Here is a 22,245-nt window from a genome sequence, read left to right as displayed (position 1 = left end):
GTCACACAGCTCATCGTGCCAAGCTTGCTTACATGCAGCCTTACGAAGAACGCCTGACGGCGCCCCGTTCCTGGTGGCTTGTCTCGCTCCTGGTCGGTGTCGCGATGGCGCTGATCATGCTCCCCTTCGGCACCCTGCCGCTGCTCGGCGGCCTGGTCGCCGGGACGGCGGTCGCCGCGGTCGTCACCAGTTCGTACGGTTCCCCCCGGATCCGTGTGGTGGCGGACTCGCTCGTCGTGGGCGACGCGAAGATCCCGGTCTCCGCCCTGGGCGAGGCCGAGGTGCTCGACGCGGAGGGGGCGCGCGCCTGGCGCGGTCCGAAGGCCGACCCTCGCGCCTTCATGCTGCTGCGCGCCTACATCCCCACGGCACTGCGCGTCGAGATCACGGACCCGCAGGACCCGACTCCGTACGTGTACGTGTCGACGCGGAACCCCGAGGCCCTCGCGGCGGCGCTGACTGCGGTACGGGCTTCCTAGGGGCTGCCTGCGGGGGAACTGCCACGGGACTGCCGCGTCACTGCCCCAGCTCCTTGGGCGGGATGCCGGGGCGCAGGGGGTCCAGAGGCTTCACGGGCTGCTCAAGGGGCGGCAGCTCGGGCAGGGCGTCCCAGGGCACCTGCGACCTCCGCAGGTCCGCACGGACCCGCTCAGCGAGCTTCTTGGTGTCTCGGCGGTTCATCACCGCCCCTACCGCGGCGCCCACCATGAAGGGCATCAGGTTCGGGAGGTTCCGCACCATGCGTTTCATGATCTGCTGGCGCAGTTCGCGCTTCATCTGGCCGCCGAGCGCCGCGTTGATCGACGCGGGCTTCACCACGTCGATGCCGCGCTCCTCGGTCCACGCGGTGAGGTAGGCGGAGCTGCGCTCCTTGAGGTTGCCCGGCGGACGCCGGCCGTAGACCTCGTGGAGTTCGGCGATCAGCTTCAGCTCGATGGCCGCGACGCCGGTGATCTCGGCAGCCATCTCCGCGGGCATCGCGGGCGGCACGGGCATCATCGCCGCGGCGCCGACCCCGGCACCGACCGTCGAGGTCGCGTTGGCCGCGCCGGAGATGAGTTTGTCCGCGAGCCGCTCGGGATCCAGGTCCGGGAACTGCTTGCGGAGGGTGCCCAGGTCGCGGATCGGGACCCGCGGGGCGTTCTCGATGATCCGGTCGGCGAGATAGCCGATCCCGGCTTTGGCGCCGCGTCCGCTCATGCGTACGCCCGCCTTGACTCCGTCCGTGACGGCGGCAACGCGGCCCTTGGACCCATGGGTCCTGGACGCCTTGTCGGCCGCCGTCTCGTCGTGTGCTGCCACCTCTGAGGCGTTCGCCGGTGCGAGCGAGGCTGTTCCTGTGGGGGAAGAGCCCCGCTCGTCGTCACGAACGCCGCCCGGGGTGGCGTTCTCTTGGTCCGCTCCGCGCTTACGGAAGCGGCGCTTCCTGGGCGGGGTCGAGCCTGTCACGGCCGACCCTGCCCTAGTCGCAGTCGCGGCAGATCGGCTGGCCGTTCTTCTCCCTGGCCAGCTGGCTGCGGTGGTGCACCAGGAAGCAGCTCATGCAGGTGAACTCGTCCTGCTGCTTCGGGAGCACCCGAACGGCGAGCTCCTCGTTCGAAAGATCCGCGCCGGGCAGTTCCAGGCCCTCTGCGGCCTCGAACTCGTCGACGTCTACGGCCGACGTCGACTTGTCGTTCCGACGCGCCTTGAGTTCCTCGATGCTGTCCTCGTTGACGTCATCGTCGGTCTTGCGTGGGGTGTCGTAGTCCGTTGCCATGTCGCTCTCCCCCTCTGGGTGTCTGCGGTGTCTCAGCGCACGTAACGCGTGAGAGGCCGGACTTGTGCCCGACCTGAGGCGGAGATTTTGCCTCACATCAAGGTCTGTTACTCAATCGACACCCAACCGCACCCCTGAAGAGGTGATCGGTTTGGATGGCGATCGGGACCGTACACGGTCCGAATGTCGCACTTCACAGGCGCCACCCCGTGTACTTCCCGTGATCAAGACCCCTGAAAACCCGGATTTTCCCGGCTTTCCGACGACTTTCACGATCACGGAGAGTAGATGGCCGAAAATTCGCCCCTGTGATCGATCGCACACGGAATCTCCGGGATCAGGTCCTGAAAATTCCGCGCAAAGCGAACATCGCGGCGAGTCCGCGGCAGCATCTCAGAGAGGAAGGGTGACTCGCATCACGAGCCCTCCCCCCTCGCGCGGCTCCGCGATGATACGGCCCCCGTGGGCCCGCGCCACCGACCGGGCGATCGACAGGCCGAGTCCCACGCCCTTGTCGCTGCCCGTGCGCTCGGTCCGCAGCCGCCGGAACGGCTCGAAGAGGTTGTCGATCTCGTACGCGGGAACCACGGGACCCGTGTTCGACACCACGAGGACCGCCTGGCCGTGCTGGGCCTCCGTGGTGACCTCCACCCATCCCTCGTCCGGCACGTTGTACCTGACGGCGTTCTGGACGAGGTTCAGGGCGATCCGCTCCAGGAGGACGCCGTTGCCCTGGACGACGGCCGGGCCGCGCTCCCCGCGGATCTGCACGCCCTTCGCGTCGGCCTCGGTCCGCACCTGGTCGACGGCGCGGTCGGCGACCTCGGCGAGGTCGACCGGCTTGCGCTCCACGATCTGGTTGTCGCTGCGGGCGAGCAGCAGCAGCCCCTCCACGAGCTGCTCACTGCGCTCGTTCGTGGCCAGGAGCGTCTTGCCGAGCTGCTGGAGCTCGGGGGGCGCCGCCGGGTCGGAGAGCTGCACCTCGAGCAGGGTGCGGTTGATCGCGAGCGGTGTGCGCAGCTCGTGGGAGGCGTTCCCCACGAACCGCTGCTGGGCGGTGAAGGCCCGCTCCAGGCGGTCGAGCATCTCGTCGAAGGTGTCCGAGAGCTCCTTCAACTCGTCGTCGGGACCGTCCAGTTCGATGCGCCGGGACAGGTCCGTGCCGGCCACCCTGCGCGCGGTGCGCGTGATGCGGCCGAGCGGCGAAAGGACGCGGCCCGCCATCGCGTAACCGAAGGCGAAGGCGATCACCGCGAGCCCGAGCAGGGCGAGCAGCGAGCGGCTCAGGAGGTTGTCCAGGGCGTGCTGGCGCTGTTCGTTGACGCAGGCGTTCATGGCGCTGTTGAGCTCACCGGCGGACGGCCTGGTCGGGAAGTTGCAGGTGTCGCTGGCCACCTGACCGGAAACGATCTTGAACGGCAGGTCGCTGCCCACGTTCAGGGCCTGCGCGGCAAGCAGGTAGATGATCGAGAGCAGCAGGATGCCCGCGATCAGGAACATGCCGCCGTAGAGCAGGGTCAGGCGTATACGGATCGTGGGGCGCAGCCACGGGAAGGGCACTTCGGCCTTCCTGGGGTCCCAGGTCGGTTTCGGAGGCGCCGCCGGTGGCGCCGGGGTCGCGGCCACCGGGGATCAGATCCGGTAGCCGGAGCCGGGCACCGTCACGATGACGGCGGGCTCGCCGAGCTTCCGCCGCAGGGTCATGACGGTCACCCGGACCACGTTCGTGAACGGGTCGGTGTTCTCGTCCCAGGCCTTCTCGAGGAGCTGCTCGGCGGAGACGACGGCGCCCTCGCTGCGCAGCAGCACCTCGAGGACGGCGAACTCCTTGGGGGCGAGCTGGATCTCCTTGCCGTCGCGGAAGATCTCGCGGCGGTTCGGGTCGAGCTTGATCCCGGCGCGCTCCAGGACGGGCGGCAGCGGCACGCTCGTGCGCCGGCCGAGGGCACGCACGCGTGCCGTGAGCTCGCTGAATGCGAAGGGCTTGGGGAGATAGTCGTCGGCGCCGATCTCCAGGCCCTCGACACGGTCGCTGACGTCGCCCGACGCGGTGAGCATCAGGACGCGGGTCGGCATGCCGAGCTCGACGATCTTGCGGCAGACGTCGTCACCGTGCACGAGCGGGAGGTCCCGGTCGAGCACCACGACGTCGTAATCATTGACCCCGATACGTTCCAGGGCGGCCGCTCCGTCATACACGACGTCGACGGCCATGGCCTCCCGGCGTAGTCCGGTGGCCACCGCATCGGCGAGCAGCTGCTCGTCCTCGACGACGAGTACGCGCACGGCGCATCCCTTCCTCTGTGCCCCTGCGGGCAGGTCTGTTCGTGGGGTGTGGCCTCTATCCTGCCCCTTTCGGTCATAAACCGGCTGTAAGGCGGTGTCCTGGCCGGGGAACGTGGGGTGCCGACCCGGGAATGCGGGATTTTCTCCGACGGTTGAGGTTTCCGTGGAAGGGAGCCCGGGGAGGACGACCTCACACCCGCGATCACGCTTTGTATGTGGCGCGCCACAACCCGCTTTCCGCACGGCGGGCGGCTTGAGACGTGATCGCCCCTTCTTGAGGGCACACCCCCGTGCCATCGACCCACGACCCAGCCGAGGGGGCGCAACCATGGACGCTTTTACCGCAGGACTGCTGCAGCGCATAAAGGCCACGGAGTCCGACCTCACGAAGGCCCGTGAGACGGGCGACGACTTCCTTGCCGAGGTCGAGCAGGCCGAACTCGAAGATCTCCACCGGCTGGCCGCCGAACACGGGGTGGAGGTAGGCGCGCTGCACGCCTGATCCATTCGCCAGCAGAAGGGCCCCGGCATCCGTGGACGAGATGCCGGGGCCCTTCTGCGTGCGGATCCGCTCTGTGTGCGGATCCGTGCGGCCGGTCAGTCGTGCCAGGCGCCGAGCTCCTCCAGGCGGCCCTGGAGGTCCTCGAAGAGGCCGGGCGGTGCCGCGATGGCCAGCTCGCCCGTGAGGGCCTCTCCGGGCCGTCCGCCGGTCAGCGCGCCCGCCTCCCGCGCGACGAGGTCACCGGCCGCGAAGTCCCACGGGTTGAGGCCACGCTCGTAGTACGCGTCCAGGCGGCCGAGCGCGACATCGCAGAGGTCGATCGCCGCCGAGCCGCCGCGGCGGATGTCCCGGACCAGCGGGATCAGCTGCCGGGCCACCTCGGCCTGCTGGGCGCGGCGCTGGGCGACGTACCCGAAGCCTGTGCCGACGAGAGCCTGTTCGAACGGGGGCGCGGGGCGGGTGTGCGCGGGCTTGTCGTTGACGAAGGCGCCCTCTCCGAGGACGGCCCGGTAGGTCTCGCCGCGCATCGGGGCGTGCACCACGCCGACGAGTGTCTCGCCGTCCTTGCGGGCCGCGATGGACACGGACCAGTCGGGGCGTCCGTAGAGGTAGTTGACGGTGCCGTCGATCGGGTCGATCACCCACTGGACGCCGCTGCTGCCCTCGGAGCTCGCGCCCTCCTCACCGAGCACGCCGTCGGCCGGCCTGCGCTCGGCGAAGAAGTCGGTGATCAGCTTCTCGGATGCGATGTCCATCTCGGTGACGACGTCGACCGCACTGGTCTTCGTGGCGGCCACGCCCAGGTCGTCCGGGCGCCCGTCGCGCAGGAAGGCTCCGGCGCGGTGCGCGGCCTCCAGGGCCACGCCGAGGAGTTCTGCCTTGAGGTCGGTCACATCGGTCACGTCGGGGTCCTTACGCGTACGGGCTGTCGGCGCCCGCGGCCGCGGGCTTCGGGGCGCGGGCCGGGCAGCAGCCCACCGGACACAGGTCGTGGCTCGGTCCGAGCGCGCCCAGGGCGCAGGGCGCGACCTCGCGCCCGCTCTCCGTGGCGGCGCGCTCCAGGACCAGGTCGCGCACCGCGGCGGCGAACCGCGGGTCCGCGCCGACCGTGGCCGAGCGGCGCACCGGGAGGCCCAGCTCGGCGGCCTTCGCGTCGGCCTCGGTGTCGAGGTCGTAAAGGACCTCCATGTGGTCCGAGACGAAGCCGATCGGGACCATCACGACGGCGGGTGCACCGGCCGCGTGCCGCTCCTCCAGGTGATCACAGATGTCCGGCTCAAGCCACGGGATGTGCGGGGCGCCGCTGCGCGACTGGTAGACGAGCTGCCAGGGGTGCTCGACGCCGGTCTGCTCGCGCACCGCATCGGCGATGAGCCGGGCCACGTCCAGGTGCTCCTCGACGTACGCGCCGCCGTCCCCGTGGTCCTCGACGCGCCCCGAGGTGTCGGCGGCCGCGGTCGGGATGGAGTGCGTCGTGAAGGCGAGGTGTGCCCCTTCGCGTACGTCACCGGGGAGTTCGGCCAGGGACTTCAGGACGCCGTCGATCATGGGGCGGACGAAGCCGGGGTGGTTGAAGTAGTGCCGCAGCTTGTCGACGCGCGGCACCTCAAGGCCCTCCGAGGCCAGCACGGCGAGGGAGTCCGCCAGGTTCTCGCGGTACTGGCGGCAGCCCGAGTACGACGCGTACGCGCTGGTCGCGAGGACGAGCACGCGGCGGTGGCCGTCCTGGACGAGCTCGCGCAGGGTGTCGGTCAGATAGGGGGCCCAGTTGCGGTTGCCCCAGTAGACCGGAAGGTCGAGGCCGTGCTCCGCGAAGTCCTTGCGCAGGGCGTCGAGCAGGGCGCGGTTCTGGTCGTTGATCGGGCTGACCCCGCCGAACAGGAAGTAGTGCTGCCCCACCTCCTTGAGCCGCTCCTTGGGGATGCCGCGGCCCCGCGTCACGTTCTCCAGGAACGGGACCACGTCGTCGGGGCCTTCGGGGCCGCCGAACGAGAGCAGCAGCAGGGCGTCATAGGGAGAGGCATCGAGCGCATCGGACATGTCTCCGATCCTGCCACCCGCCACTGACAGCCGGAAAATCACGGTGCGTCCGGTCCCACCGGAGCCGTAAGCTGTATTGGCCACCTTTACGCCTTACCGGGGCGGCTCCGTACGTGGTCCGCACATGGTCCGCACGGAGCCGCCCCGGAGCCTCAGCGGAGTCCCACGTGCCAAGCCCCTACCGCGCCATCTTCGCCGCCCCCGGCACCAAGGGGTTCTCGACGGCGGGCTTCCTCGGGCGGATGCCGCTGTCGATGATGGGCATCGGCGTCGTGACCATGGTGTCCCAGCTCACGGGGCGGTACGGCCTTGCGGGCGCGCTCTCCGCGACCGTCGCCCTCTCCGGCGCCGCGATCGGCCCGCAGATCTCGCGCCTGGTCGACCGGTACGGCCAGCGCCGGGTGCTGCGACCCGCGACCCTGGCCTCCCTGGCGGCGGTCGCCGGGCTCCTGCTCTGCGCGAAGTACGAACTCCCTGACTGGACGCTGTTCGCCTTCGCCGCCCTCGTCGGCTGCGTGCCGAGCGTGGGATCGATGATCAGGGCGCGCTGGGCGGTCCTCTACCGGGACACCCCGCAGCTGCACACCGCGTACTCCTTCGAGTCCGTGGTGGACGAGATCTGCTTCATCTTCGGGCCGATCATCTCGATCGGGCTCTCCACGGTGTGGTTCCCCGAGGCCGGGCCGCTGCTCGCCGGGGTCTTCCTGGCAGTGGGCGTCTTCTGGCTGACGGCCCAGCGGGCCACCGAGCCCGTGCCGCACGGGCGTGAACACCACACCAGGGGCTCGGCGTTGCGCTCCGGAGGGCTTCAGGTCCTGGTCGCGACCTTCGTGGCGACGGGTGCGATCTTCGGGTCCATCGACGTGGTGACCGTGGCGTACGCCGAGGACCAGGGCCACAAGGCGGCGGCGAGCCTGGTGCTCGCGGTGTACGCGCTCGGCTCCTGCGTGGCCGGGGCGGCCTTCGGGCTTCTGCACTTCAAGGGTGCTCCCGCACCCAGGTGGCTGCTGGGTGTCTGTGCGATGGCCGTGAGTATGATCCCGCTTCAGTTGGTCGGGAACCTGCCGTTTCTGGCCGTGGCGTTGTTCATCGCGGGCCTCTCCATAGCACCGACCATGATCACGACGATGGCCCTCGTCGAACAGCACGTACCACGCGCGAAGCTGACCGAGGGCATGACCTGGGTGAGCACCGGACTCATGGTCGGCGTCGCGCTCGGCTCCTCAGCGGCCGGCTGGGTCATCGACGCGGCCGGATCGGACGCCGGGTACGCGGTCCCCGGTCTTTCCGGGGCCGTCGCGGTGGCGGTCGGGTTCCTTGGGTATCGCCGGCTGAAGAAGCCGGTTCCGCAACGGGGAGGGACCCATGAGCACGGCAGCGGGCAGCAGCGGGAAGAGCACAGCGGCGTGGCGTAACTGGGCGGGCAACGTCACCGCACGCCCCGCCAGGGAGGCCACCCCCGCGTCGGTGGACGAGCTCCGCGACGCGCTGCGTCAGGCCAAGGAGGACGGCCTGAAGGTGAAGCCGGTCGGCACCGGCCACTCCTTCACGGCGACCGCGGCGACCGACGGCCTCCTGATACGCCCCGAACTCCTCACCGGCATCCGCAGGATCGACCGCGAGGCAGGCACCGTCACCGTGGAAGCGGGGACTCCGCTGAAGCGCCTGAACGCGGCGCTCGCCCGCGAAGGCCTGTCGCTCACGAACATGGGCGACATCATGGAGCAGACGGTCTCCGGCGCGACCAGCACCGGAACGCACGGCACGGGCCGCGATTCGGCGTCGATATCCGCACAGATCACGGCACTTGAGCTGGTCACCGCGGACGGCACGGTCCTCACCTGCTCCGAGAAGGAGAATCCCGAGGTCTTCGCGGCGGCCAGGATCGGCCTCGGCGCACTCGGCGTGATCAGCGCGATCACCTTCTCCGTAGAGCCCGTTTTCTTCCTCACCGCCCGTGAGGAGCCGATGACCTTCGACAAGGTCACCAGCGAGTTCGACGCGCTCTACGCCGAGAACGAGCACTTCGAGTTCTACTGGTTCCCGCACACCGGAAACTGCACCACCAAGCGCAACAACCGCAGCGCGGGCCCCGCCGCCCCGCCCGGCAAGGTCAGCGCCTTCGTAGAGGACGAAATTCTCTCCAACGGCCTCTTCCAGGTGGTCAACACGCTCGGCAGGGCCGTCCCCGCGACCATCCCCGGCATCGCCAAGATCTCCAGCAAGGCGCTCTCCGCCCGCACCTACACGGACATTCCCTACAAGGTCTTCACAAGCCCGCGCCGCGTGCGCTTCATGGAGATGGAGTACGCGGTCCCGCGTGCGGCCCTCGTCGAGACCCTGCGCGAGCTGAAGACGATGGTGGAGCGCTCGAATCTGCGGATCAGCTTCCCCGTAGAGGTCCGTACGGCCCCCGCGGACGACATCGCGCTCTCCACCGCCTCGGGCCGGGAGAGCGCGTACATCGCCGTGCACATGTACCGGGGCACGCCCTATCAGGCGTACTTCACGGCCGCCGAGCGGATCTTCACCGCGCACGAGGGCCGGCCCCACTGGGGCAAGATCCACACCCGGGACGCCGGCTACTTCTCGCAGGTCTATCCGCGCTTCGCTGAGTTCACGGCCGTGCGCGACCGCCTGGACCCGGACCGCCTGTTCGGCAACGACTACTTGCGCCGCGTCCTGGGCGACTGAGGCGGCCCGGGCGGCCGACCGCCGCCTACGGGGCGGCGGTCTCTCCCTGCTGTACGTCGCTTCCGCTGTCGGTGTCGCCACCGCTCGACGGGGTCGGCGTCGGAGTCGGGGTGGGGGTAGGCGTGGGAGTCGGGTCCGTCTTGGAACCGTCGTCGTCCCCGGAGCCCGTGCCGGAGTCCGTTCCCTTGTCGGGGTCGTCCTTCGAACCGGAGTCCGAGTCGTTGCCGTTGTCCGGCGTCTGCGAGTTCGCCCCGTCCGGCTCCTGCGACGCGTCGCCGCCCTGCTGCGAACCGTCGTGGTCCGTGCCGGTGGACGCGCCGTCGGACGGCCGCCCGGAGGGGTCGGCCGACGGTGCGGACGGCTGGTCCGGGGAGCTGTTCCTGCCCGTGAAGCTGTTGCTGATCGTGGTGCCGTGGCCCCCGCTGAAGTCCTCGCCGGAGACGATCTCGTACGTCGTGATGCCGGCCATGGCGACCCCGAAGACCACCGCCGCCGCGATCAACGGCCGCTTCCAGCTACGGATCTCCGTGCGATGCGTGGTGGCGCCGGTGAACTCTTCCGAGGGAAGCGGCGGTCCCAACGGCTCGGCCGGCACGACCGGAGCCGCCTGCCGCAGCACGCGCGTCGCGTCGTCCCGGGGCACCATCTGCGTGGCATCGACCGACCCGAGCATCTGCGTCTTCTCGGCGTCGGCGTCGGAGCCCGCCACCGGCAGCAGGGCCGTGCGGTCGGCGTCGTTGCCCGTCACGGGCAACAAGGTCGTGCGGTCGGCGTCGGCGCCCGCCACCGGCAGCACGGTCGTGCGATCCGCTTCACCGTCAACGGGCAGCACCGAGGTGGCGTCCGGCTCGACCGGCTCGACCGGCTCGACCGTTCTCCCCCATGTCGTCGTCACGGGCCCCGTCCCGGCCTGCGCCGCCGCTCCCGTGTACGCCGCCGCTCTGAACGTCTCAGCCACCGGCGCACCAGAGCCGTCGGTCAACGGAACCTGCTGCGCCCGTGGCTTGGCCTGCACCGCGACGTCACGTATCTGCTCGCCCGTGCGCCGGAAGAAGTGCTGGAAGATCGTGCCCCCGCAGGTCGCGACCACGCTCACCAGGCCGGCGCCGAGGATCGTGCCGTAGACGCCGAAGCTGGCGGCGAGCTTCGCCCCCACGACGGCGGCCACGGCGCTGCCCGCGACCTGCGGCAGACTCAGATCAAGGCGCCGCTTCTCCGTCGGCTCATCCCGGCCCTTGGACTCCGTGCCGGAATCCGGCTTTTCACGCATCTCCGACCCTTGCCTGCCTTTCTCGACTGACTACACGAGAAAGGGACGTATGGGTCTAGTGGTTAGTTCCGTTTCTGGAGATTCCGTGAAGTGTGCCACTCGTGCACCACCCTGCCCGGGTATCCGTGGGCGCCAACTCCCGTCCCCTGCGAGAAGTTCGGCGGCGCGGCGGACCACCCGCGTGGCCCGAATGGAGTACTGTTGCGAGCCCTGGGTCCGGTCTCCCACCTGGGTGCCCGGGGCCTTCCAGGACCGCCGGGAGGGGGCTCGCTGCACAGGGTGACCAAAATGGTCACTGAGAGTTGCGAAAAGGTAACCGTGCCATAACGGCGGCCTTGGGCCCATGCCCGACACGCCGGGCAACTCGGCAAGGTTGTGGCAGGCTGCACCCGGGCAGGCCACACTCGACTAGCGGAAGCAGCGACGCACGTGACGTCGGCAGGCACCACCCGGGAGGTCCCCATGCCCGAACTGCGTGTCGTGGCCGTCAGCAACGACGGCACACGGCTGGTGCTGAAGGCTGCGGACAGCACGGAGTACACGCTTCCGATCGACGAGCGGCTGCGCGCCGCGGTGCGCGGTGACCGTCCGCGTCTCGGCCAGATCGAGATCGAGGTGGAGAGCCACCTCCGCCCCCGTGACATCCAGGCGCGTATACGTGCCGGTGCCAGCGCGGAGGAAGTCGCCTCGCTCGCCGGAATCCCCGTCGATCGCGTCCGCCGCTTCGAAGGACCCGTGCTCGCCGAGCGCGCCTTCATGGCCGAGCGGGCCCGGAAGACCCCCGTGCGCCGTCCCGGCGAGAACACCGGACCCCAGCTCGGCGAAGCCGTATCGGAGCGACTGCTCCTGCGCGGCGCCGACAAGGAAACCGTCCAGTGGGACTCCTGGCGCCGCGACGACGGCACTTGGGAGGTCCTGCTCGTCTACCGCGTCGCGACCGAGCCGCACTCCGCGAGCTGGACGTACGACCCGCCACGGCGGCTCGTGCAGGCCGTGGACGACGAGGCGCGCTCGCTGATCGGCGAGACGGACGACATCACCGCGCCCGAGCCCAGCTTCCCGTTCGTGCCGCGCATCGCCCGGCTGCCCCGGGACAGGCCCTCGCTCGACCGGCCGCTGGACCGCGCCCTGGACCGGCAGTTGGAACGCCCGAGCGCGCCGCCGCCCCCGGAGCCCCCGGAGGAGAACACGGCCACCGGAGCGACCGCGACCGCGGCCGTCTCGGAGTCCGAGCGGGACTCGCTCACCAGCCTCCTGGAGGCGGTGCCGAGCTTCCGCGGCGACATGATCGTGCCGGAGCGCCCCGCGCTGCCGCCCACGGATCTGCCGCCCACGGAGGAGCCCGAGCAGGACCCGGAGGCCGAGGAGCCCCCGGCAGCGTCCGCCGGCGCGGGTTCCGCGTACGCGGACGTCCTGATGCCGCGCTCGGTGGCCAGCCACCGAGACCGCCTCGTCGGCACCACCGACCGTCAGGCGGAGGCCGACGGCGTCCGCCCCGGGCGGCGTGCCGCGGTGCCGAGCTGGGACGAGATCGTCTTCGGGACACGCCGCAAGAAGCAGGAGTAGCGCTTCGGCGTTCGTCGTTCGGCGTTCGGCGTTCGTCATCGTGGGCCGGGGCCCCGCACCTGCACGGTGCGGGGCCCCGGTCATTTACGGACGGACGGCCGACTACTGCGGGTCCGGCCCCTTGGCCACCGGACGGGACTCGTCCGACGACCACTCCGACCACGAGCCGACGTACAGCGACGCCGGGATGCCCGCCACCGCGAGCGCGAGCACCTCGTGGGCGCCGGACACACCGGAGCCGCAGTAGACGCCGACCTCGGAAGTGCCGGAGGCGCCCAGGGAGTTGAAGCGGGCCGCGAGGTCGGCGGCCGGCCTGAAGGTGCCGTCCTCCGTGACGTTCTCCGTGGTCGGCGCGGAGACCGCACCCGGGATGTGGCCGCCGACGCGGTCGATCGGCTCGACGTCACCGCGGTAGCGCTCGGCCGCGCGGGCGTCCAGGAGCAGCCCGGAGCGGGCCAGGGCCGCCACCGCGTCGGCGTCCAGGAGGTCCGTGGTGTTCGTCTCGGGGACGAACGAGCCCTCGGCCGCCGGGCGCTCGTCCCCCGCCTTCAGCGGGCCGCTCCACGCCGCGAGGCCGCCGTCGAGCACCCGCACCGAGGGGTGCCCCGTCCAGCGCAGCAGCCACCAGGCGCGTGCGGCGGCCCAGCCCTGCCCGCCGTCGTACACGACGACGTCACGGTCCGCCGAGACCCCGGCCGCCCGCATCACCGCTCCGAAGCGCTCCACGTCCGGCAGGGGGTGCCGTCCGGCCGGGCCCGCCGGGCCCGCGAGATCGGCGTCCAGATCGACGAAGACGGCACCGGGGATGTGCCCCTTCTCGTATTCGGCCCGACCGTCGAAGTCGGGGGCGCCCGGCGCCTTGGCGGTGCTCAGCTGCCAGCGGATGTCCAGGAGCACTGGCGGGTTCTCGCCCGCCGAGTCGCTCGCGAGTTCGGATGCGGAGATGATGGCATTCATGGGCTCCATCCTTGCGCACGGGGTGGCCGCGGCGGCCAGGTCCGGCTACCCTGCCGCCGGACGACCACCGAACACGCGGCGTACAGGACCGGGCACGGCGTGTACTGCCGAACGACACCACCGAGCAATCGCGCGTTAACGGATGAGAAGCGGCAAACCGGGCATCCTCTGGGCGGAGCCGGGGTAAGCGGCGCGGCCGGAGCGCGCGGCGCCTCAGGTGGTGCGAGCATCTGCACGGGCGGGCAAACGCACGGCATGGGTACGTGCGTTCGAAAGCGGAAGCCGAGCGGCCACCATGACGGGCCGAGGAGAGAGTGACGATGACGGAGGCATGGGGGTCGACGGGTCAGCGTGACGGCTTGGGGGCCGTCCGCCGCGCGCCCGGCACACCCACCTGGGTGAGCCTGATGGCACATGGCCTGGCCGCGACCCAGGAGTTCTACGGAGCGTTGTTCGGCTGGGAGTTCCGGCCCGGCCCTGAGCAACTCGGGCCCTACGTACGGGCGCTGCTCGACGGCCACGAGGTCGCCGGGATCGGCCAGCTGCCGCCCGACCACCATCTGCCGATCGCCTGGACTCCGTACCTGGCATCGGACGACGTGGACGCGACGGCCGAGGCCGTGCGGCACTGCTGCGGCACGATCGGTGTCGGCCCGCTGGACGCGGGCCCGGCCGGGCGGATGGCCATCGCGGTGGACCCCGCGGGCGCGGTGTTCGGGATCTGGCAGGCGGCGGAGCATCTGGGCGCCGCCCTGGTCGGGGAGCCCGGTACGCCCGCGTGGAACGAACTGCTGACCCCGGAGACGGCGGGCGTCGTCAAGTTCTACCAAGCGGTCTTCGGATACACCGAAGAGGCGGTCGTCTCGGCCGACTTCGACTATGTGACGCTCCAGGTCGAAGGACGGCCCGTGGCCGCGGTGCACGGCGTGGGCCAGGCCTTGCCGCGGGACCGGGGCGCGCACTGGATGACGTACTTCGAAGTGGCCGACGTGGACGAGTCGGTGGAGCGGGTCATCGAACTCGGCGGCCATGTCGTCAAGCCCGCGCGTGCGGGCAGCCACGGGCGTGTGGCCACGGTCGCCGACCCGGAGGGCGCGGTCTTCACGCTCGTGCACTCGGAGAGCTGACCCCACAGGCCTGTCGGCCGTATCGTCACGCCCCGCCGGAATCACGGCCGGGGGTCCTGGACCAGAAGTGGTCGACGATGTCTTCCAGGTAACGCCGCCCCGTCTCGCCCGATGCGGCGGCGTTGCCGACCCGGCCGAGGGTGGCCGTCAGGAGGGACTGGTACTCCTGGTGCATGGCCTTGAGGGGCTCCTGCAGGTCGTGGCGATCCATGGAGAGCAGCTTGGCGATAGGGCGAATATGCGCCTGCCAGCGTGTGCTCACGGCTTCCACGAGCAGTCGGGCGAGTTCGTCCTCAAGGCCGGTGACGGCCACGAAATCCCGTGGCCCCAGCTTCAGCACGGAACCGAGATGGGCCGACTGGCGCCGGTTCCCCGTCCACGTGTTGGTCTCTTCCATGTGCTGGTAGGCACGCACGTCGAGGCCGGTGACCCGGGCCACGTCCTCGATGGCGAGCCCGCACGCGAGGCGGTGGTCCCGCAGGGACCGCGGGGCGCCGATGAGTTCATGGGGGGCGCACCACAACGCACCGGCCAGCGCGGCGAGCTCGTTCGACGTGGGCACCGCCCTGCCCTGCTCCCACGCGGTGACGTGGTCCGGCGAGACGTACTCCAAGCCGTACGAGACACGCATGCCGTAGGCGACGTGGCCGGGGGCCATATCGAGCTTTTCGCGGAGCAGCCGGGCAGCCCGGGCATTGAACGGTGGTGGTGGGTGCACGGGGCCAGACACTATGGAGTTACGGCCGTTAACTCCACGTCACCTGTCGCGTTTGTTTCGGTTTTCGCGCAAGCGTCGCAGTCAAGTTCGTAGGAAGTCACAAGAGCTCAACGGCCCTTTACTACCCGGTAATGAGGCCGGAGTCGAGGGCGTGACGGCCCCCCGTATGATCCGCTCGCGAGGCGCCGCATGTGCGTTCCCCCAATACCGCGCGCATGCTCCTCGGCGCCCTCTCCGTCACACGTCCCCCTCTCTCGGTCCAGGAGAAACGCTCATGACGACCAGCGCGACAGGCCCCTCCGGGCCGCTCGGCCGGCCAGGCCCCGCCGACGCCCCACCGACGTATCCCGGCGGCCCGCTCGACCGGTTCTTCCGCATAACCGAACGGGGTTCGACGTATGGCAGGGAGATACGCGGCGGATTCGCCACGTTCTTCACCATGGCGTACATCCTGGTGCTCAACCCGATCATCCTCGGCAGCACCGAGGACAAGTTCGGCAACCAGCTGGATGCGGCCCAACTGGTGACCGCCACGGCTCTCGTGGCCGCGGTGATGACCCTGATCATGGGCGTCGGCGGCAATCTGCCGCTCGCCCTGGCCGCGGGCCTGGGCATCAATGCCGTCGTGGCGTTCCAGATCGCGCCGCTGATGAGCTGGGACGACGCGATGGGCCTCATCGTGCTCGAAGGCCTGCTGATCTGCCTCCTGGTGATGACCGGCTTGCGCGAGGCCATCATGCACGCCATCCCACAGCCGCTCAAGCAGGCCATCAGCGTCGGGATCGGCCTGTTCATCGCATTCATCGGCTTCGTCGACGCGGGGTTCGTCACCCGTGTCCCGGACGCCGCGAACAGCACCGTGCCCGTCCAGCTCGGCACCGGCTCACTGACCGGCTGGCCCATGCTCGTGTTCTGCCTCGGTGTGCTCCTGACGGTCGTACTGCTCGCCCGCAAGGTGAGGGGCGCCATCCTCATCAGCATCGTGGTGACAACGGTCCTTGCCGTGGTCGTCAACGGGATCGCCGACGTGAAGTCGTGGGGCCTGACCGCGCCGTCGATGCCCGACAAGCCCATCGCCGCACCCGACTTCGCCCTCCTCGGCGACTTCGACCTGTTCGGCTCCTTCGGGCAGGTGAGCGTCCTCACGGTGGTCCTGCTCGTCTTCACCCTCATCCTGTCGGACTTCTTCGACACGATGGGCACCATCGTCGGCGTCACGGCCGAGGCAGGTCTCCTCGACGAGCGCGGCCAGGTCCCCGGCCTGGGCCGTGTGCTGCTCATCGACGGTGCGGCGGCCGTCGCGGGTGGTGCGTCCTCGTCGTCCTCCGCCACCACGTACATCGAGTCGGCGGCCGGTGTCGGAGAAGGCGCCCGCACCGGCTTCGCGAACCTGGTCACAGGCGGCCTGTTCGGCCTCGCCCTGTTCCTGACCCCGGTCCTGACCATGGTGCCCATGCAGGCCGCGTCGCCCGCTCTCGTCGCGGTCGGATTCCTGATGATGACCCAGGTCAAGCACATCGACTGGGACCGCTACGAACTGGCCGTCCCGGCGTTCCTGACCATCGCGGTCATGCCGTTCACGTACTCCATCACCAACGGCATCGGCGCCGGGTTCGTCTCGTACGTCGCCATCAAGGCCTGCCTGGGCAAGGCCCGTGAGGTCCACTGGCTGCTGTGGGGCACGGCGACCCTCTTCCTCGTCTACTTCGCCATCGATCCGCTGGAGCAACTGCTCGGGGTGAAGTGACCCGGGACTCCGGTCGCCGGGCGGCCTCGGCGGTGACGCGCACGGGTGTCACCGCCGGGGCACTGGTCAGGCAGAGGCGACAGGCAGCACATCGGGGGAGAGGGCGGCCGCGTGCGCCGTGGCGCTCGTCATCCGGCGCCTGTGGTGACGGCGGCACAGCACCTCGTAACCCACCTCGTCCGCCGCGTGGTTGACGTCGCCGACGACGACCTGGGCGCCTTCGACGACCATCGCGCCGCCTATGGTGCGGGCGTTGTGCGTGGCACGGGCGCCGCACCAGCACAGGGCCTCGACCTGCAGCACCTCGACACGGTCGGCGAGTTCGACCAGACGCTGCGACCCGGGGAAGAGCTTGGAGCGGAAGTCCGTGGTGATGCCGAAGGCGAAGACGTCCAGGCCCAGGTCGTCGACGACACGCGCCAGCTGGTCGATCTGCCCGGGGGCGAGGAACTGCGCCTCGTCCGCGATCACGTAGTCCGCTCGTCCGCCCTGCGAGAGGTGGTCGACGAGATGGGCGTAGAAGTCGAAGTCGTCCGCGGCCTCGGTCGCGTCCGTGACGAGGCCGAGCCGCGAGGAGAGCTTTCCCTCCCCCGCGCGGTCGTCACGGGTGAAGATCATCCCCTTCAGGCCACGGGCCGAGCGGTTGTGCTCGATCTGCAGAGCCAGGGTGCTCTTTCCGCAGTCCATCGTTCCGGAGAAGAACACCAGCTCGGGCATGGGAAGTTGAGCCTTTCGAGGCGTACGAGGGGACAGTGGCACCGGAAGTCCGGTCAGGAGCGTACTTCGATCAGCGGCACGAGCTGCTCGACGGGGGTCATGGAGCCGTGCATGCCGACGAGGGCGGACTCCTTCGGCTCCTTCTGGGTGGCGATGATCGCCACGTCGTCGTGGGCCGCCGCGATGACATCTCCGATGCGCCGATACACCCGCTCGTCGACGGCGCCGGGCGGGCCGAACCAGCCCGCGGCGATCGCCTCGTCCCGGCTCGCCACCCAGAACTGCTCGCCGAGCACCTCGCGCCAGACGGTCAGGACGTCGTTCTCGGCGCCCGGCACCGCGTACACATGGCGGGCGCGTCCCTCGCCACCGAGGAGGGCGACGCCGGCGCGCAGCTCCCAGTCCTCGTCGAAGTCGATGCGGGACTGCTCGTCGAAGGGGATGTCGAGCATGCCGTGGTCGGCGGTGACGTACAGGGCGCTGCGCGGCGGGAGTTGCTCGGCCAGGCGCTGGACGAGGCGGTCGACGTACATGAGCTGGCCGCGCCAGGCGTCGGAGTCGACGCCGAAGCGGTGGCCCTTGCCGTCCACTTCCGCGTAGTACGTGTAGACCAGCGACCGGTCACCCGCGCCCAGTTGCTCGGCCGCGAGGTCCATGCGCTCCTCGCCGGAGAGCTTGCCCCGGAAGCTGCCGCCGCTCAGCGCGATCTTGGTGAGCGGGGTGTTCTCGAAGGTCGGGGACGACACCTGGGCGGTGTGCACGCCCGCCGCGTGGGCCCGCTGGAAGACGGTGGGGTACGGCTGCCACTTGCGCGGGTCCGTCCACGGGTTCCAGCGGAGCTGGTTCATCAGCTCGCCGGTGGCGGGGTTACGGACGGCGTAGCCGGGCAGGCCGTGTGACGCGGGCGGCAGGCCCGTGCCGACCGAGGCCAGGGAGGTCGCGGTGGTGGCGGGGAAGCCCGCGGTGATCGGACGTCCCGTACCGCCGCGGGATGAACTGATGAGCGAGGTCAGGAAGGGCGCGTCTGCCGGGTGGGCGCGGAGCTGCTCCCAGCCGAGGCCGTCGATCAGGAAGACGCAGTTCCGGTCGGCCGGGGCGAGTTCCGGGATGACGGGCGCGAAGCCCTCGACGCCCTGGTGGGAGACGAGCGTGGGCAGCAGGTCGGCGAGCGAGCCGACGCCGTACTCGGGCAGGGGCGCGGAGTCGAGGGAGAGCGGCTGTACGTCGTCCCAGGCGGGCAGGGACATCAGCGGGCGGTGTCCGCGGTCGCCTCGGACAGCGCCTGCGCGAAGGCCAGGGTCTGGCGCACGGTGTCCGGGCCGTCGCCCGCCTCACTGACACGGAGGCTGAGGTCGTCGGCGGTGGAGCTGCCGGTGTAGCCGTGGTCCGCCTCGCAGTTGGGGTCGCCGCAGGCGGCGGGCTCCAGGTCGATGCGCGCCACAGCGCCCCAGCCGATGGTCAGGACGACCTCGCGGGGCAGCGAGCCCGGGACGTACTTCTCGGGGTTGGCGACGACCCTGCTGACGACGACCGATGAGATCCGGCCGATTTTCACGGACTCCGTGGAGGTCGTCGCGTACGGGGTCGGGGACGTGCTGTCCGCCGCCTGCTCGTCGGTGTGGCTGACGATGAAGCGGTTGCCGGTCAGGACGAGGACCGTCACGTGACGGCGCACTTCGTTCGCGTCGAACGTCGTCTCCTGGTGGACCAGGTACGACCCGATGGGCTCGCCGCCGATCGCGGCCTCCACCGCCTCGGCCACGAGGGCCGGGTAGTAGCCGCTGCGCTCGATCGCCGCGCGCAGCCCCTGGGTCGTCGTACCGGTCTTTGCCATGCCGTCCATCCTACGACCCGGCGGAGGGCACACGGTGCCCCAGTGGCCGCCTCAGTACCCGGGCAGGGCCCGCGGGCCGAGGTCGTCGCGGGCGGGCGGCGGCGCGAGCCGCACGGAGGCGCCGAGCACGGAGAGGCCGCGCTGGGCGACGACCACGGGCTCCAGCGACACGGCGACCACCTCGGGGTGATCGTCCACGAGGCGGGACACCCGCTGGAGCAGCTCCTCCAGGGCCGGGGTGTCCACGGGTGCCGAGCCGCGCCAGCCGAAGAGGAGCGGGGCGGTCCGGATGGATCTGACCAGGGAGCCCGCGTCGCGCTCAGTGACCGGGATCAGCCGGTGCCCGGTGTCGCCGAGCAGCTCGGACGCGGCGCCCGCGAGCCCGAACGAGAGCACCGCTCCGGCCGCCGGGTCGATGACCGCGCGGACGACGGTGTCGACGCCGCGGGGCGCCATCGCCTGTACGACGGGCCGCAGCTCGGCGGGCTTGCCGAAGGCGTCGGTCAATTCTACGTAGGCGCGGCGCAGTTGCTCTTCGTCCGCGAGGTCCAGGCGCACGCCGCCGAGGTCGGCGCGGTGGCGCAGGTGCGGGGCCGTGGTCTTGAGCGCCACGGGGTAGCCGAGCGCATGGGCGGCTGCCACGGCCGCGTCCGGGTCGGGCGCGGGCAGGGCGTCCCGTACGTCGATGCCGTAGCGCCCGAGCAGTTCGCGGGCGTCGTCCTGGGCGAGGGTGGCGCCGCGCGGGTCGCCCTGCGCGGCGAGGAGCTCGCCGATCCGCCGGGCGGCGCCGCTCTCGTCGATGTCCTCGTACTCATGGACCTTGCCGGGCTCCCTCGCCTCGCGCCGCCACTGGGCGTACTTCACGGCTTCGGCGAGCGCCCGGACGGCACGCTCGGCAGCGGGGTAGGCGGGGATACGGGACGGCTGCGCCGGGCTCGGGCGGTCTTGGGGCACCGCGTTCCCCGCCGTCGTTGCGGCGGGCGCGGCGGGCGCATCCTCTGACGCCGCCTCCGCTGTGGGCAGGCGTCCCGCAGGGCGGGACGGGTGGGCACAGCCCCTGCTGCCGGGTGCAGGTACAGCAGCGTCAGGGCGAGTCCGCGTGGCGGCGGCCAACGCTTCGGCGAGCCCGCCGAGTTCCACGTGCACCACGGCAATGGGCTTCGCCGGGCACCCGGCAGCCGCCGCCCGCAGCGCGGCGGCAAGCTCCTCGCCCTCGGGCGACCCCGTGGCCCCGTCCTCCCCCACCCAGGGGATCGCCGTGACGATCACCGCGTCGCAGGTGTCGTCCGACAACGCCTCGGCAAGCGCCGCCCGGAAGTCGCCCGGGGTGGCCCCGGTGGTCAGATCCCGGGGCGGCAGCGGCCGCAGCCCATCGGCGACGCATGCGTCGTACGTGAGAAGCCCGAGCGACTCGGAGTTGCCGAGAATCGCCACCCGCGGCCCGGAGGGCAACGGCTGCCCCGCGAGCAGCAGCCCCGCGTCCACCATCTCGGTGACGGTGTCGACCCGGATGACCCCCGCCTGGCGCAGCAGCGCCGACACCGTGGCATGCGGAAGCCGCGTGGCCTGCACCGCGTGCCCCGTGGGCGCGATCCCGCTGTGCCGCGCCCCCTGGACCACGACCAGCGGCTTGGCCGACGCCGCCCGCCGGGCGAGCCGCGTGAACTTGCGCGGGTTGCCGATGGATTCGAGGTACATCAGGGCGACATCGGTGTCCGGGTCCTCGTACCAGTACTGCAGCACGTCATTGCCGGACACATCCGCGCGGTTGCCCGCGCTCACGAAGGTCGAAAGGCCCGCACCGCGCCGGTGGAGCCCGGAGAGGAGCGCGATGCCGATCGCGCCGGACTGCGTGAAGAGGCCGATCCTGCCGCGCTCGGGAGGATGCGGGGCCAGCGACGCGTTGAGCCGCACGTCCGGCGACGTATTGATGACCCCGAAGGCGTTCGGACCGAGGATGCGCGTGCCGTACGACCGCGCCTGGCGCACCAGTTCGCGCTGCCGCTCACGGCCTTCGGGACCGCTCTCCGCGTACCCGGCGGAGATCACGACCAGGCCTGGCACCTCGCGCTCACCGCACTCGGCGACGGCCTGCGGCACCCGCTCGGCGGGCACGGTCACGACGGCGAGCTCGACGGTCTCGTCGATGTCCCGCACGGAGCGGTACGCGGGCACCCCGTCGACCTCGGCGCCCTTCCCTTCCTCGAAGTCGAAGGCGCTGTTCACCGCGTACAGGCGCCCCGTGAAGCCCGCCTCGCGCAGATTCCGGAGCACGCTGCGCCCCACGCCGCCCGGCGTGCGCCCGACGCCGATCACGGCGACCGACTTCGGCGTGAGCAGTCGCTGAACCGACCGCGCCTCGGCGCGCTGCTCACGCGCGCGCTGCACGGCGAGCGAGCGGTCGGTCGGCTCCAGATCGAATTCGAGACGTACGACGCCGTCCTCGAAGCTGCGTTTCTGCTGGTAGCCCGCGTCCGTGAACACCTTGATCATCTTGGTGTTGGCGGGCAGCACCTCGGCGGCGAAGCGGCGGATGCCGCGCTCCCTGGCGACGGCGGCGATGTGTTCGAGGAGGGTGGAGGCGACGCCCCTGCCCTGGTGGGCGTCCTGCACGAGGAAGGCGACCTCGGCCTCGTCGGCGGGCGCGCTCGCGGACATGCCCCGGGAGTCGATGCGGTCGAAGCGTACGGTCGCGATGAACTCGCCGCCCACGGTGGCCGCGAGACCCACCCGGTCCACCTGGTCGTGATGGGTGAAGCGGTGCACGTCCTTGGCGGACAGACGGGGGTAGGGCGCGAAGAAGCGGTAGTACTTCGACTCGTCCGACACCTGTTCGTAGAAGCTGACCAGGCGGTCCGCGTCCTCGGCCGTGATGGGCCTGATCCGGGCGGTGCCTCCGTCACGCAGGACGACATCGGCTTCCCAGTGGGAGGGGTATGCGTGCCGGTCCGACGGGGTCTGCATGGGGCCAGGGTACGGGTCGCGGGGGTGCCTTGGCCGGGGCAGGCTAGGAGTCGTCGACGGCCGG

General features: G+C 70.8%; 20 protein-coding genes. 7 read left to right on the top strand and 13 right to left on the bottom strand.

Annotation, left to right across the window (positions count from 1 at the left end; translation table 11 throughout):
* The first annotated feature begins 32 nt into the window (after window positions 1-32).
* Entirely contained in the window at window positions 33-479 is a 447-nt protein-coding gene (locus ABD378_RS32260) for a DUF3093 domain-containing protein (RefSeq protein WP_344526689.1), read from the top strand.
* Between the two features lie 37 nt (window positions 480-516).
* On the opposite strand, the gene ABD378_RS32255 is transcribed toward ABD378_RS32260, so the two are convergent.
* From ABD378_RS32255 to ABD378_RS32240, 4 genes are all read right to left on the bottom strand, one after another.
* Window positions 517-1,449 (bottom strand): hypothetical protein, encoded by a 933-nt coding sequence (locus ABD378_RS32255; protein ID WP_344526687.1) that lies wholly within the window; start codon window positions 1,447-1,449, stop codon window positions 517-519.
* A 13-nt stretch (window positions 1,450-1,462) separates the two neighbouring features.
* Window positions 1,463-1,759 (bottom strand): DUF4193 domain-containing protein, encoded by a 297-nt coding sequence (locus ABD378_RS32250; RefSeq protein ID WP_055544889.1) that lies wholly within the window; start codon window positions 1,757-1,759, stop codon window positions 1,463-1,465.
* A gap of 393 nt (window positions 1,760-2,152) precedes the next feature.
* Window positions 2,153-3,385, bottom strand: coding sequence for a sensor histidine kinase (locus ABD378_RS32245; protein ID WP_344526684.1), 1,233 nt, complete (start codon window positions 3,383-3,385; stop codon window positions 2,153-2,155).
* 6 nt (window positions 3,386-3,391) lie between these two features.
* Window positions 3,392-4,045 (bottom strand): response regulator transcription factor, encoded by a 654-nt coding sequence (locus tag ABD378_RS32240; protein ID WP_135331070.1) that lies wholly within the window; start codon window positions 4,043-4,045, stop codon window positions 3,392-3,394.
* 328 nt (window positions 4,046-4,373) lie between these two features.
* Between ABD378_RS32240 and ABD378_RS32235 the strand changes: the two genes are divergently transcribed.
* Window positions 4,374-4,547 (top strand): hypothetical protein, encoded by a 174-nt coding sequence (locus ABD378_RS32235; RefSeq protein WP_167357823.1) that lies wholly within the window; start codon window positions 4,374-4,376, stop codon window positions 4,545-4,547.
* Between the two features lie 95 nt (window positions 4,548-4,642).
* On the opposite strand, the gene ABD378_RS32230 is transcribed toward ABD378_RS32235, so the two are convergent.
* Together ABD378_RS32230 and ABD378_RS32225 are read right to left on the bottom strand one after the other, a co-directional pair.
* Window positions 4,643-5,440, bottom strand: a complete 798-nt coding sequence (locus tag ABD378_RS32230) for an inositol monophosphatase family protein (RefSeq protein ID WP_386546658.1) — start codon at window positions 5,438-5,440, stop codon at window positions 4,643-4,645.
* Between the two features lie 19 nt (window positions 5,441-5,459).
* On the bottom strand, window positions 5,460-6,587 hold the full coding sequence (locus ABD378_RS32225; RefSeq protein ID WP_344526678.1) for a ferrochelatase: 1,128 nt from the start codon (window positions 6,585-6,587) through the stop codon (window positions 5,460-5,462).
* 167 nt (window positions 6,588-6,754) lie between these two features.
* On the opposite strand from ABD378_RS32225, the gene ABD378_RS32220 reads away from it, so the two are divergent.
* On the top strand, window positions 6,755-8,002 hold the full coding sequence (locus tag ABD378_RS32220; protein WP_344526676.1) for an MFS transporter: 1,248 nt from the start codon (window positions 6,755-6,757) through the stop codon (window positions 8,000-8,002).
* Window positions 7,953-9,281, top strand: coding sequence for a D-arabinono-1,4-lactone oxidase (locus ABD378_RS32215; RefSeq protein WP_344526673.1), 1,329 nt, complete (start codon window positions 7,953-7,955; stop codon window positions 9,279-9,281). The genes ABD378_RS32220 and ABD378_RS32215 overlap by 50 nt, the downstream gene beginning before the upstream one ends.
* A gap of 25 nt (window positions 9,282-9,306) precedes the next feature.
* Here the strand turns inward: ABD378_RS32215 and ABD378_RS32210 are convergent, their stop codons facing one another.
* A complete protein-coding gene (locus ABD378_RS32210) occupies window positions 9,307-10,551 on the bottom strand; it encodes a hypothetical protein (RefSeq protein ID WP_344526671.1) in 1,245 nt (414 codons plus the stop codon).
* Window positions 10,552-11,013: 462 nt separating this feature from the next.
* Here ABD378_RS32210 and sepH point away from each other — a divergent pair, with 462 nt between their 5' ends.
* A complete protein-coding gene (gene sepH, locus ABD378_RS32205; RefSeq protein ID WP_344526669.1) occupies window positions 11,014-12,117 on the top strand; it encodes a septation protein SepH in 1,104 nt (367 codons plus the stop codon).
* A 102-nt stretch (window positions 12,118-12,219) separates the two neighbouring features.
* On the opposite strand, the gene ABD378_RS32200 is transcribed toward sepH, so the two are convergent.
* Complete coding sequence (locus ABD378_RS32200; RefSeq protein WP_344526667.1) at window positions 12,220-13,074, bottom strand: sulfurtransferase; 855 nt, start codon at window positions 13,072-13,074, stop codon at window positions 12,220-12,222.
* 320 nt (window positions 13,075-13,394) lie between these two features.
* Here ABD378_RS32200 and ABD378_RS32195 point away from each other — a divergent pair, with 320 nt between their 5' ends.
* Window positions 13,395-14,201 carry a VOC family protein gene (locus ABD378_RS32195; protein ID WP_344526665.1) on the top strand — a complete coding sequence of 269 codons (807 nt, stop codon included), beginning with the start codon at window positions 13,395-13,397 and terminating at the stop codon, window positions 14,199-14,201.
* Between the two features lie 25 nt (window positions 14,202-14,226).
* Here the strand turns inward: ABD378_RS32195 and ABD378_RS32190 are convergent, their stop codons facing one another.
* Complete coding sequence (locus ABD378_RS32190) at window positions 14,227-14,859, bottom strand: helix-turn-helix transcriptional regulator (protein ID WP_344526663.1); 633 nt, start codon at window positions 14,857-14,859, stop codon at window positions 14,227-14,229.
* 334 nt (window positions 14,860-15,193) lie between these two features.
* On the opposite strand from ABD378_RS32190, the gene ABD378_RS32185 reads away from it, so the two are divergent.
* Window positions 15,194-16,666: an NCS2 family permease gene (locus tag ABD378_RS32185; protein WP_344526662.1), complete on the top strand. Its 1,473-nt coding sequence runs from the start codon at window positions 15,194-15,196 to the stop codon at window positions 16,664-16,666.
* Window positions 16,667-16,732: 66 nt separating this feature from the next.
* Here ABD378_RS32185 and ABD378_RS32180 read toward each other — a convergent pair whose 3' ends face one another.
* The 4 genes from ABD378_RS32180 to ABD378_RS32165 are packed head-to-tail and all read right to left on the bottom strand — an operon-like array spanning window position 16,733 to window position 22,181.
* The gene (locus ABD378_RS32180; RefSeq protein WP_344526660.1) at window positions 16,733-17,383 is read right to left on the bottom strand and encodes a thymidine kinase; all 651 of its coding nucleotides are present in this window, start codon (window positions 17,381-17,383) and stop codon (window positions 16,733-16,735) included.
* Between the two features lie 53 nt (window positions 17,384-17,436).
* A complete protein-coding gene (locus ABD378_RS32175) occupies window positions 17,437-18,630 on the bottom strand; it encodes an alkaline phosphatase family protein (RefSeq protein WP_344526659.1) in 1,194 nt (397 codons plus the stop codon).
* Complete coding sequence (locus ABD378_RS32170; protein ID WP_344526657.1) at window positions 18,630-19,226, bottom strand: DUF5998 family protein; 597 nt, start codon at window positions 19,224-19,226, stop codon at window positions 18,630-18,632. Before ABD378_RS32170 ends, ABD378_RS32175 begins: the two co-directional genes overlap by 1 nt.
* 42 nt (window positions 19,227-19,268) lie before the next feature.
* Complete coding sequence (locus ABD378_RS32165; protein ID WP_344526655.1) at window positions 19,269-22,181, bottom strand: bifunctional acetate--CoA ligase family protein/GNAT family N-acetyltransferase; 2,913 nt, start codon at window positions 22,179-22,181, stop codon at window positions 19,269-19,271.
* Window positions 22,182-22,245: the final 64 nt, after the last annotated feature.

Source organism: Streptomyces rectiviolaceus (genome assembly GCF_039533825.1).
GTDB classification, from domain to species: domain Bacteria; phylum Actinomycetota; class Actinomycetes; order Streptomycetales; family Streptomycetaceae; genus Streptomyces; species Streptomyces rectiviolaceus.
The sequence above is the reverse complement of the archived record's forward strand: the minus strand, read 5'-3'. Positions and strand labels throughout refer to the sequence as shown.